15 protein-coding genes are annotated in these 11,634 nt (G+C 48.1%); 14 read left to right on the top strand and 1 reads right to left on the bottom strand.

The features are described 5' to 3' along the window. Positions 1–121: 121 nt before the first annotated feature. A complete protein-coding gene (locus KNQ11_RS00535) occupies positions 122–973 on the top strand; it encodes a YitT family protein (RefSeq protein WP_023467413.1) in 852 nt (283 codons plus the stop codon). A gap of 260 nt (positions 974–1,233) precedes the next feature. Here the strand turns inward: KNQ11_RS00535 and KNQ11_RS00540 are convergent, their stop codons facing one another. Then, the gene (locus KNQ11_RS00540; RefSeq protein WP_214768965.1) at positions 1,234–2,043 is read right to left on the bottom strand and encodes a Cof-type HAD-IIB family hydrolase; all 810 of its coding nucleotides are present in this window, start codon (positions 2,041–2,043) and stop codon (positions 1,234–1,236) included. 198 nt (positions 2,044–2,241) lie between these two features. Between KNQ11_RS00540 and KNQ11_RS00545 the strand changes: the two genes are divergently transcribed. The 13 genes from KNQ11_RS00545 (at position 2,242) to KNQ11_RS00605 (ending at position 11,568) form a co-directional block, all read left to right on the top strand. Continuing rightward, positions 2,242–2,436: a YjzD family protein gene (locus KNQ11_RS00545; RefSeq protein WP_023467415.1), complete on the top strand. Its 195-nt coding sequence runs from the start codon at positions 2,242–2,244 to the stop codon at positions 2,434–2,436. A gap of 63 nt (positions 2,437–2,499) precedes the next feature. Beyond that, positions 2,500–3,633 (top strand): beta-aspartyl-peptidase, encoded by a 1,134-nt coding sequence (gene iadA / locus KNQ11_RS00550; protein WP_214768967.1) that lies wholly within the window; start codon positions 2,500–2,502, stop codon positions 3,631–3,633. A 13-nt stretch (positions 3,634–3,646) separates the two neighbouring features. After that, positions 3,647–4,135 (top strand): thioredoxin family protein, encoded by a 489-nt coding sequence (locus tag KNQ11_RS00555; RefSeq protein WP_023467417.1) that lies wholly within the window; start codon positions 3,647–3,649, stop codon positions 4,133–4,135. Continuing rightward, a complete protein-coding gene (locus KNQ11_RS00560) occupies positions 4,128–4,907 on the top strand; it encodes a phosphatidylserine decarboxylase (RefSeq protein WP_214724403.1) in 780 nt (259 codons plus the stop codon). The genes KNQ11_RS00555 and KNQ11_RS00560 overlap by 8 nt, the downstream gene beginning before the upstream one ends. Positions 4,908–4,957: 50 nt before the next feature. Further along, positions 4,958–6,307 (top strand): ArsB/NhaD family transporter, encoded by a 1,350-nt coding sequence (locus tag KNQ11_RS00565; protein ID WP_195865607.1) that lies wholly within the window; start codon positions 4,958–4,960, stop codon positions 6,305–6,307. Positions 6,308–6,443: 136 nt separating this feature from the next. Continuing rightward, positions 6,444–7,028, top strand: coding sequence for a YqeG family HAD IIIA-type phosphatase (locus KNQ11_RS00570; RefSeq protein WP_023467420.1), 585 nt, complete (start codon positions 6,444–6,446; stop codon positions 7,026–7,028). 143 nt (positions 7,029–7,171) lie between these two features. Further along, positions 7,172–8,281 (top strand): ribosome biogenesis GTPase YqeH, encoded by a 1,110-nt coding sequence (gene yqeH, locus KNQ11_RS00575; RefSeq protein WP_023467421.1) that lies wholly within the window; start codon positions 7,172–7,174, stop codon positions 8,279–8,281. Next, on the top strand, positions 8,281–9,069 hold the full coding sequence (aroE, locus tag KNQ11_RS00580; RefSeq protein ID WP_214768969.1) for a shikimate dehydrogenase: 789 nt from the start codon (positions 8,281–8,283) through the stop codon (positions 9,067–9,069). Before yqeH ends, aroE begins: the two co-directional genes overlap by 1 nt. Before the next feature lie 2 nt (positions 9,070–9,071). Next, a complete protein-coding gene (yhbY, locus tag KNQ11_RS00585) occupies positions 9,072–9,365 on the top strand; it encodes a ribosome assembly RNA-binding protein YhbY (RefSeq protein WP_023467424.1) in 294 nt (97 codons plus the stop codon). Continuing rightward, positions 9,362–9,931: a nicotinate-nucleotide adenylyltransferase gene (nadD, locus tag KNQ11_RS00590; RefSeq protein WP_058704797.1), complete on the top strand. Its 570-nt coding sequence runs from the start codon at positions 9,362–9,364 to the stop codon at positions 9,929–9,931. The genes yhbY and nadD overlap by 4 nt, the downstream gene beginning before the upstream one ends. After that, positions 9,921–10,496 carry a bis(5'-nucleosyl)-tetraphosphatase (symmetrical) YqeK gene (gene yqeK / locus KNQ11_RS00595; protein ID WP_023467426.1) on the top strand — a complete coding sequence of 192 codons (576 nt, stop codon included), beginning with the start codon at positions 9,921–9,923 and terminating at the stop codon, positions 10,494–10,496. The genes nadD and yqeK overlap by 11 nt, the downstream gene beginning before the upstream one ends. Continuing rightward, complete coding sequence (rsfS, locus tag KNQ11_RS00600; RefSeq protein ID WP_023467427.1) at positions 10,493–10,840, top strand: ribosome silencing factor; 348 nt, start codon at positions 10,493–10,495, stop codon at positions 10,838–10,840. The genes yqeK and rsfS overlap by 4 nt, the downstream gene beginning before the upstream one ends. Continuing rightward, entirely contained in the window at positions 10,840–11,568 is a 729-nt protein-coding gene (locus tag KNQ11_RS00605) for a class I SAM-dependent DNA methyltransferase (protein ID WP_058704798.1), read from the top strand. Before rsfS ends, KNQ11_RS00605 begins: the two co-directional genes overlap by 1 nt. The last annotated feature ends 66 nt before the right edge of the window (positions 11,569–11,634 follow it).

Consider the following 11,634-nt stretch of genomic DNA (forward strand, 5'->3'; position numbering starts at 1 on the left):
TGTCACAAATGAAAACGCCATCATGAAAAAGAACATCAATCTTTGGAAATCTTGACTATCCGGCGACATTTGAATGTGCTAAAGTGTTTCAAGATAGTTATGAATGAGAGGAGAACGGCGTGTGACAGCAGTAGTAAAGGAAAGTATGTTAAAAGTGATCGTGGCTTCGATTGGGGGATTCGTCATTGCCGTTGCCATGAACTGGTTTTTGATTCCGAGTGGTGTCTATTCGACTGGATTTACAGGACTTGCTCAAATCCTGACGCAAGTCCTTCAAAATACAGCATTTGCGTTTGGTGAAAACGTCTGGTTCTTGGCGTTGAACATCCCTTTGATCGTGCTCGCATGGATCATGTTAGGTCGGAGTTTTACAATCATTACGTTGGTTTCGGTCTTGGCAACGACGATTTTCATTGGTCTTATTCCTCAATATGCTGTCATACCAGGTGATCAAACACTGAATGCAGTGTTTGGAGGGGTTTTGCTTGCGATCGGTACCGGTATCACGATTAAGTTCGGTGCTTCGACGGGTGGGTTTGATATCGTCGCCCTCATCTTTGCTCGTTTCTCCGATCGCAGTGTCGGCTTGTATCTGTTCGTCTTGAATTTCTTAATCGCATTATTAGCAGGAGCGTTGTTCGGTTGGTCGACTGCTTTATACACAATCGTCTTCATCTACGTGACGTCTAAGGTCGTCGATGAGATTCATACGAGCAATCAGCGTCTAACGATTTTCATCGTCACGAATCATGCGGATGACATCACGACGGCTTTGCATCAGCACATCATTCGAGGCATCACGCAAATTCCTTCGATTGGTACGTATTCTCGAGCTGAAAAAGCGACGTTGATGATGGTCATCGAGCGTCATGAATTACGGGACATTGAACGGATTTGCCGGGAAGCGGACGAGACGGTCTTCATCAACGTCGTCGCAACGGACTCGGTCGTCGGATACTTCCGAAAAGGATAATGAAAAGAGGCTGACACAAAAGTCAGCCTCTACAAAGATAAGGGTGGCAGAATGATGATCTGCCATCCTTATCTCGTAACAAAAAGAATGACGCGTCACACGCCACTCCTACAGGAACAAGCGCATTTATGCGCTGTCAGAGACGAACAAGACCCGCTTTCCTGCTTCAACGAAGCAAGAAAACTGGCTTGTGTCTCGCCTGAGGAAAGGGCGTGAAAAGACGCGTCATTCTTTTTTTGAGTCAGCCTCTTTATCTGTTTTCATGCGAGTCCAAGGACGTGTCTCAAGTAATACGCGATCCCGTCATCCTCATTTCGCTTCGTCGTGCCGTTTGCCAGATGCTTCAGCGCGGGGATGGCATTACCCATAGCGACACCATGTCCAGCATACTCGATCATCTCTAAATCGTTTTCCTCATCACCGAAAGCAATGATTTGTTTAGAGTTAATACCAAGGTGGTCGGCGATATGGGCAAGACCGACCGCTTTGCTTGTACCTTTTCGCATCACTTCGACCATGAATTCAGGCTTCACCCATTGACGATTGAGTACCGTCTCGGCATGGATACCAGATAGTTCGGAGCGGATCTCATCGACGTGTTCTCCTTTGGCATGAATCAAAAGAGATGTTGGTTCATGCATAAGCACCTTTCGTAAATCTCCGGTCGTGACGGATAAGGCATGGTCGGTATAGAATTCGTAAATGCCAACCGGGTCATATTGAAAATAGACATGATCCGTGACTTCGCAGACGATATTTTGTGTTTTCGTCTCAGCGACAGATTCTAAAATATGTTGAACAGTTTTTAATGGAATCGGATGATGCTGGACTTCGAAGTGGATATCTTGCGGGTGATGAACGAGACCACCGTTAAAATTAACGATCGGTGTCGTCAAACCGAGTTGTTCGTAATATTTCCTGGCGTGACGAAATGGTCGTCCGGTTGCAATGACGACTTCGTGACCGTTCGCACGCGCACGCTGGAGCGCAGCGATGTTCGCAGCGCTGATTGTCTTATCATCTTTTAAAAGGGTGCCGTCGAGATCGACAGCGATTAAGTGACGGGTCATGATGAAATCCTCCGCTTTCTTTTCGTTAATTCTACTGTAGCATATGAAGCGATTGTCCTTCGTATGAAACGATTAAGTTTTTCAAGGAAAAGAAAGCGCTTGAAAAAATTAGAGAAAAGCTGTTGCTTGGATTAAAAAATGGTATACTACAAATCGTAGGATAACTCTATAGTACGTTATGGAAACGGAGGGGAAATCATGCGTTTTCTCGTTACATTCTTTTGGTCATTCTTACTCGTGAACACGGCTGTGTTCATCGTATCGGCAGTTGATGCAGTAACGTATAGCTTCGGATTCGCGACAGCTATGTCTGTCGTCACTTCACTTGTCGTCTTCGCACTCGATGCCGTCAATGAAGATTTAGGTCTTGGTCAAGGGACTAAGGCAGAATAAGGAAAAGCGAGATGTCGTCACTTGGGCGATAGGCTCGCTTTTTGTCTTAAGGAGGAATGAACGATGATCGTCATCGAACAGGTTCTGTGGCAAGAGATGCCGCAAAATGTCTACATCGCAGGGAATCAGATCATCGGAATCGGTTCCTACACCATAGATGAAGCACTGATCACGCAACGGATTGATGGTCGCAACAAACGGCTAGTCCCCGGATTCATCGACGGACACTTACATCCAATCGGTGGAGGTGGAGAAGGCGGATTTGCCACGCGAACGGCTCCGTTGACTGTTCGTGACATATTCGAAGGCGGTGTCACGACGGTCGTCGGATTGCTCGGAACGGATGGTTGGACACGAACAGGAATTGACCTACTGGCACACATACGGGGATATGCTGCATCTGGTATCCGTCCCTTTCTATTAAGCGGAAGTTATATGGTTCCGCCGGTCTTCCTGACGCAATCGACAGGACATGATATCGTCCTCATCAATGAAGTGATTGGCATCGGAGAGATTGCCATCAACGATCACCGATCGACACAACCGACGGCTCATGAACTCGCGCGATTAGCGTCAGAAGCCCGAATTGCCGGCATGGTCAAAGGCGTGTCGGGAACGATGAACGTCCATATCGGAGACGGGAAACAAGGGCTCGATCTATTACATGAAGTGATCGACACGACCGATCTACCGATTCAACAATTCCTTCCGACACATATCAATCGGAGTGAACGGATTTTTGAGGCAGGACTCGCCTGGGCGAAACGAGGAGGACGGATCGATTTTACGACGTGTACGACGGAAAGCTTCATTGCGGAAGGCGAGATTCCAGCAGGACAGGCTGTTGCCCGTGCTTTAGCAGCGGGAATCCCACCCGAGCAGATCACGATGTCGAGCGACGCTGGCGCAAGTCTTCCGGCGTTTGATGATGCAGGTCGCTTAGTGCGGATTGATACAGGAAAACCCTCTTCCTTGATGCAAGCCGTACGCGATGCAGTGGAGCATGGTGTTACTTTTGATCAGGCAATCGCGACGCTCACGCGACATGTCGCGGATGCATATGGTATACCGGGCGGGCTAATAGCGGTTGGAGAACGAGCGGATCTGTTACTGATTGATGACGCTTTGCAAATCGATACGATTCTTGCGAATGGTCATGCTATAATGGTTCAGAAAAAATGGCTAATACCAGAATGACGGAGGGATAGACGTGTCAAAGAAGTCGAAACGTAAAAACACGAAAAAACCGCAATCCAAGGCGAATTGGATTACAGCCGGAGTCATCGCCTTGATCGTATTGGTGGGAGGATTACTTCTCGTCTTCACGGATCGAGAAGATTCTGCATCGAAGAACGGCAACCTAACGGCTACACAAGTCGCAGATAAAGTAAAATCCGGTGATGAATTCTATACGTATTTCTATCAAACAGGTTGTGTTCACTGTGAAAAAGTAAAACCATATCTCGTCCCGCTTGGTGAAAAACAGGACATCCCATTCGAACAGATTGATCTTGCTGTCGAACAGTCGGCTTGGGACACGTTTGGCATCGAGGGTACACCGACGGTTGTTCATTTTAAGGATGGTAAGGAAGTCGGACGTGTAGCAGGAGAGCAAACGGAAGACAGCTATAAAGAGTTCTTCGCTGGAAAAGACGTAAAGGACTCAAAAGAAGAATCATCCGGTGATCTCAATGATTAAAAAATGGTTTTACTCTCGCGTGTTCGAATTAAATGGACACCCGCTTGTTGCCAAACAACTGAAACGTTTTGCGATGAGCCGTATCAGTCGTCCATTCATCCGTCCGTTCGTTCAGGCATACGATCTAAATATGACAGAAGCGACTCGGAATTTAGAAGCGTATTCGAGTTTACATGACGTTTTCATTCGTCATGTCAAACCGGAAATGCGACCGATTGATCAATCAGAAGGCGCATTCGTCAGTCCGTGTGACGGTGTACTATCCGTCGTTGACGATTTGACGGCTGATAGCCGCTTTACTGTCAAAGGACAATCGTATACGGTGTCTGAGTTACTCGGTTCCCATCACGAGGCACAGCAATATGTTGGTGGACGTGTGATGATCTTTTACTTAAGTCCGCAAAACTATCATCGTGTTCATGTGCCGATGGATGGAACAGTCCGGACGAGCTATACGCTCGGTCGCGATTCAGCACCAGTGAATGAGATCGGTCTCACACATGCGCTTCGTCCATTGACGCGGAACTACCGTCGTGTGACGCGCATCGTCCAAGGGAAACATGCGCTTGAACATGTCATGGTCGGCGCACTGAACGTTAACTCGATCGTTCGGACGAACGAGTCGAAGGACCTTCGTCGCGGGGATGAGTTTGGATACTTCTCATTCGGTTCGACGGTCGTCCTGATTTGTCCGAAAGATGCATTGACGTTAGACAGTCAGGCGATTGGACCAGTTTTAATGGGGCAGCGCCTCGGACAATGGCATTCATGAAAGCGAGGCGCCCGTTTTGGGCGTCTCCTTACGTTTAGGAGGAATGAATCATGCCGGCACTGGCATTAGCAGAAATCGGAAGTACACAGGTCCAAACGTATATCGCACTCATCATTTTTTTAGTGACCTATGGCTTCATCATCAGTGAAAAAGTAAGTCGGGCGATCGTCGCCTTGCTTGGAGCGCTCGCGATGGTCATCATCGGTATCGTGGACCTTGAGACTGCATTGTTTGAATATATTGAATGGGGAACGATCGTCTTATTGATCGGCATGATGATTCTCGTCACGATTGCCAACCAATCTGGATTGTTCGAATACATTGCAATCCGCGCTGCGAAGACGACGAAAGGTGATCCGATCAAGGTACTGATTCTACTGTCCGCATTGACGGCACTTGGATCGGCATTCCTTGATAACGTCACGACGGTTCTATTGATCGTTCCGATCACATTTTCGATTACGAAGATACTTAAAATCGCGCCGTTTCCGTTCTTGCTCGCAGAAGTCCTATTTGCGAATATCGGTGGGACGGCGACCTTGATTGGAGATCCACCGAACATTATGATTGGTGCTGCGAATCCACACTTGACGTTCAATGCTTTTTTAGTGAATCTTGCACCGATCATCCTCGTCATCACGGTCGTGACGATCGGCATCCTGTATTTCATCTTCCGGAAGCAGTTGCATGTCGAAGCGGAAGATCGACAAAAACTGATGGAAATCGATGAGAAGAGTTATATCGTTAGTCGAAAATTGGTCACGCGAAGTAGTATCGTTCTCGTCAGTACGATTGCGTTGTTCGTGTTACATCCGGTGCTTGATCGAATCGGACTTCATCTCGAAGCACCAGCGATCGCGATCCTTGGAGCGACCGTTCTGATGCTGCTGACGATTGAAAACGATCATCAGTTAGAGGGAATCTTTGCCCGTATCGAGTGGACGACAATCTTTTTCTTCGCCGGATTGTTCGTGCTCGTCGGTGGGATTCAGGAAGCGGGCATCATCCGTTACCTCGCCGAAAAGACGATTGATCTGACAGGCGGTGATATTCAGACGACAGCAACTGCTGTGCTTTGGTTGTCTGGTATCGCCAGTGCGACGATCGATAACATCCCATTCGTTGCGACGATGATTCCACTCATCAACGATGTAGCTGCTGGAATTGGATTATCACCAGCAGATGCGAAAGTGGACGTGTTATGGTGGTCCCTCGCACTCGGTGCATGTCTCGGTGGTAACGGGACATTGATCGGTGCATCGGCGAACGTCATCGTCGCGGGTCTCGCAACACGACAAGGTGAAAAATTCACCTATATGCGCTTTTTGATTTACGGAGCACCGATCACGATCGTAACGTTGATTCTATCCCAACTCTATTTGTGGATTCGGTATTATTAAGAAAACGGAAGGTCCGCCTTCCGTTTTCTTTTGTGCGTCGCTCTTACTACCTGATTGTGCTATAATCGAACGATAAGAGCATAACTGTTTCTTAAACTTAACTATAGAGCTAGACCATTATCTGGAGGTTTTATTCTTGTTCAAACGACTTTATCCGAAACATTTCGTGGCTTCGATCTACGATATCGACCTTGAAATGCTCAAACGAAACGGTGTCAAAGCCATTTTGACCGATCTTGATAATACGCTCGTCGCATGGAATATCGCAGATGCTCCAGACGAATTGGTTGCTTGGCTGGATATGGTGAATAATCAATATGGTTTCGACGTCATCATCGTATCGAACAATAATGGAGACCGCGTCAAGAAGTTCGCGGATCCACTCGGATTGCATTATATTGCGCCTGCTCGAAAACCGCTTCCTATCGGGTTTAAACGAGCATTGACGGAATTCGGTTATCATGCGAAGGAAGTTGTCTTCTTAGGAGACCAACTCTTTACGGATGTACTCGGTGCAAACTCCGTTGGAATCGAAGTCATCCACGTTCAACCTGTCGTTAAGACGGACGGTGTCGTCACGAAATTCAATCGCCTGATGGAACGTGTCATTTTCCGCCGGATGAAACGCAAAGGAATCTATAAATTGACACAACGCGTCAAGGAAGATCCTTCTGCACTGGAGCATCCGATCGAAACACTTCGTCAGGATAAGCAACAATAACCCTGTCAGATCGGTAGATGAAAGGGAAGGCAGCAGTCGCAACATGTACGGCGAGAGGTCGGAAGTTACGCTCTTGGAGTAGCGAGCAGGGCGCTACGGTGAAAAGAGAAGGGATATCGTTCCCGCATGCGGCTCAACATAATATGATCGAAGAAATCCACTGCGCTGGCTGTGGTGTCGCCATTCAAACGGAAGACACAAAAGCACCAGGATACGCACCTAAATCTGCACTTGATCGTGAAATGGTCATTTGCCAACGTTGCTTTAAATTAAAGCACTACAATCAAATTCAAGATGTATCGTTATCGGACGATGATTTCGTTAAAATCTTAGACGGAATCGGTCAAAAAGATGCACTTGTCGTTAAAATCGTTGATATCTTCGATTTTAATGGAAGCTGGTTACCGGGATTACATCGGTTCGTCGGTAAAAACGACGTCTTACTCGTCGGGAACAAAGCCGATTTATTACCGAAGTCACTCAACCCGAACCGTCTCATGAACTGGATGCGTCAAGCATCGAAAGAACTTGGATTACGTCCAGTCGACGTTCATCTGATCAGTGCGAAAAAAGGGCACGGAGTCGATGAACTCGCTGAAAAAATCGATTATTATCGAAAAGGCCGCGACGTCTATGTCGTTGGTTGTACGAACGTCGGGAAATCGACGCTGATCAACCAAGTCATCAAACGCTTCGGTGAAGAAGATGAAGCCGTCATCACGGTCAGTCACTTCCCAGGAACGACACTAGACTTGATCGACATTCCACTCGACGATAACTGTAACCTGTATGATACACCGGGGATCATCAATCATCATCAGATGGCTCACTATGTTGATGCAAAGGACTTGAAGCTGATCACACCGAAAAAAGAGATCAAGCCACAAGTCTTCCAAATCCATCCGCAACAGACACTCTTCTTCGGAGGTCTTGCACGATTGGACTATATGGAAGGGAACAAGCGTTCATTCGTCATCTACATGTCGAACGAATTGAAAGTTCACCGGACGAAGCTTGAAAAGGCAGACGATTTATACGCGAACCACAACGGTGAGCTGTTGTCTCCGCCAAACGAAAAGACGCGTGAGATGCTACCGCCGCTTGTCCGTCATGAATTCAGCCTCCGCGACAACATGAAGACGGATATCGTCTTCAGTGGACTCGGGTGGGTTGCGGTTCACGGAAAAGGTGGACGTGTCGCTGCTTACGCCCCGAAAGGTGTCGCTGTATCCTTACGTGAGGCGCTCGTCTGATGCGCTTTGCCGTCATCGGTCATCCGATTGCCCATTCACTTTCACCTGAGCTGCATACAGCTTGGCTGGAAGCGGCTGGGCTTTTCGGCTGTTATGACCTCATCGATGTAACGGAGCAGCAATTGCCGCAAATCATTACGAAATTACGCACACATCAGCTAGACGGAATCAATGTGACGATTCCGCATAAAACAGCAATCATTCCGTATCTGGATCGGCTAGAGCCGGCATCTCAAAAAGCAGGCGCCGTGAATACGGTATATCGGCAGGATGGGCAGTTGATTGGTGCGAATACAGATGGAATCGGATTCGTCCGCGCGTTGACAGAACGTCGTCCGTCATTTCAAAAGACGCTCGTTCTTGGTGCGGGCGGTGCGGCGCGAGGCATCATTGCTGCGTTGCCCGGAGATGTGACGATCACGAATCGTACAGAAGAACGCTCTAAGGCAGTTGCCGATGAATTCGGAGCAACCGTTCTACCATGGCAAGAAACATTTGATTTAACGAGTTACGACGTCATCATCAATACGACTTCTGTCGGGATGGCGCCAAATATCGAGGCACGTCCGATCGAATTGACGGAGACGCACGCCTTGATTTGTGATATTATTTATCGACCGACGCCGACCCGTCTATTGCGTGAAGCGACCGAAAAAGGTCTCGACACACTTGACGGCGTCCCGATGTTCGTCTTACAAGCGGCTGAAGCATTTGAACGCTTCACCGGACAAGCACCTGACCTTGCACTTGGCGAGCAGGTGATACGAAAGCAATTGGAGGAATTTTAATCATGTTAACAGGTAAACAAAAACGTTTTTTACGCGCGACAGCTCACGACTTAAACCCGATTTTCCAAGTCGGTAAAAATGGAGTCGGAGAAGCGATGTGCGCTGATTTGATGGATGCGCTCGAAAAACGGGAACTCTTGAAAGTACAAGTATTGCAAAATTGTGCGGACGCACCGAAGGATGTCGCACAAGAACTCGTCGCAGGAACGAATGCTGAACTCGTTCAAGTCATCGGAAAAGTCATCGTTCTCTATAAAGAATCAAAAGAGAACAAGACGCTCGAATTGCCACGATGAAAATCGGACTGATGGGCGGAACGTTCGATCCTCCGCATATCGGTCATCTCCTGATTGCCGAACAAGCGCAGGAACAACTCGAACTCGATGCGGTCTGGTTCGTACCAGCGAATGTGCCACCGCATAAACAACGTACAGTCACAGACGCAACCAAGCGTTTACGCCTTGTAGAAGAAGCAATTGCATTGAATCCTGCTTTTTCCGTCTCAGCAATCGAGTTTGAGCGCGAAGAGCCTTCCTATACGTATGATACGATTCGTGCACTCAAGCATCGGTACCCGGAGCATGAGTTTCTGTTTCTCGTTGGAGCAGATTCACTCGTGAGTCTCGATACGTGGTATCAAGCCGAACGGTTATACGAGGAAGTCGTCTTTGGTGCCGTCGCTCGACCGGGCAGTCGGTATCTGATTCCGCGTGGTGCCCGTGTGAAAGCGGTCGATATGCCATTGCTAGAAATTTCTTCGACGGATATCCGGCAACGGGTCGCGCGCGGACGGAGCATTCGCTACCTTGTACCGGAAGCCGTTCGACAACGGATTGAGGAGTGGAATCTATATGCGCCTTGAAGAAGCACGTCAAATCATTGAGCGTACGTTGCCTGAGCGACGCTATGTGCACACATTAGGTGTCGTCGAGACAGCGCGACACTTAGCTCTTAAATATGGTGTTGACGAAGAAGAAGCAACACTTGCTGCTATGCTTCATGACTATGCGAAATACCGCGATACGAATGAGATGCGTTCGATTGCCGTTGAATTGAATCAACGTGTTTTACTCGATTATGATGACGAACTGCTTCATGCGCCAGTGGGTGCGGAGCTTGTCCGTCGAGAACTTGGTCTTGATTCAGACGTGATTTATCAGGCCATCGCAAATCACACGACGGGGGCACCCGGTATGCCGTTGCTCGATCAAATCATCTTCGTCGCGGATGCGATTGAACCAAATCGCAGTTATCCAGGTGTCGAAGCGCTTCGTGAAGTAGCGGAGCAGGATTTGACGGACGCTGTCATTGCAACACTCAGTCAGACGATTCATTTTTTATGTAAAAAACAAGCCATCATCTTTCCGCGTACGATTGAGACTTATAATGCCTTCGTCGCGGCCAAACGAAAGGGGACCGTCCTATGACAGTCGAACAAGAATTACAATTAATCGTAAATGCCATCGACGATAAACGCGCTGAAGATATCGTCGTCCTGAATATGTCGAGCATCTCACCAGTTGCCGACTACTTCGTCATCTGTGAAGGGAATTCAGAAAAACAAGTACAGGCAATCGCACGTGAACTCAAAGAAGTCGCGCACGAACATAACCTGCCGATCAAACGTCTCGAAGGATTCGATGCGGCACGTTGGGTGTTAGCGGATCTTGAAAACGTCGTCGTTCACGTCTTCCACCGTGACGATCGTGATTACTATAATCTCGAAAAACTCTGGGCAGATGCTCCAAAGGTTGAAGTCGAGGTCAACTAATGGCATACGAACAGTTCGCCTACATCTATGATGAATTGATGCAAGACGTCCCGTACGATCAATGGGTCGACTGGGTCAAAGCATACGTTCCGACTGGCAGTACGATTGCTGATATCGGATGTGGAACGGGTACGGCGACGCTTGCATTAGCGGCACACTATGAGATGCTCGGAATCGATTTATCGGAAGAGATGCTCGAAGTCGCGCAGGAAAAAGCGATGGAAGAGGGATTACGCATTCAATTCTGGGCGCAAGACATGCGCGAAATCGAATTGCCGACACCTGTCGATGCCGTGACGATCCTATGCGACTCCTTGAACTATCTCCGGACGGAAGAGGATGTCAAACAGACGTTTACACATGTAGCAGCAATCCTCAAAGAGGGTGGACGTCTCTTATTTGATACACACTCTCCATACAAGATGGAAACGTTGTTCAATGGAAAGACATATGCGACACATGCGGAGCAAAGTTCGTATATCTGGTTCGCGGATCCTGGTGAAGCACCGCTTTCTGTCGTCCATGAACTGACTTTCTTCATCGAGGAAGAGGACGGTCGCTACGAGCGTGTCGATGAAACGCATCATCAGCGGACATATCCTCCAGCACAGTACGTGACGTGGTTACGCGACGCCGGATTCCGGGTTCTTGCGGTCACAGGCGATTTTGGACCGGATGCTCCTTCTGAGACAGCCGAGCGGATTTTCTTCGTTGCTGAAAAAATGTAAAAGTGATCTCATCCGTCTTCTTTAAGCGATACACGTTCGTGTTGCTTGAAGGAGACGGATTTTTTG

The sequence above is a fragment of the Exiguobacterium sp. s39 genome (genome assembly GCF_018618925.1).
GTDB lineage: Bacteria > Bacillota > Bacilli > Exiguobacteriales > Exiguobacteriaceae > Exiguobacterium_A > Exiguobacterium_A abrahamii.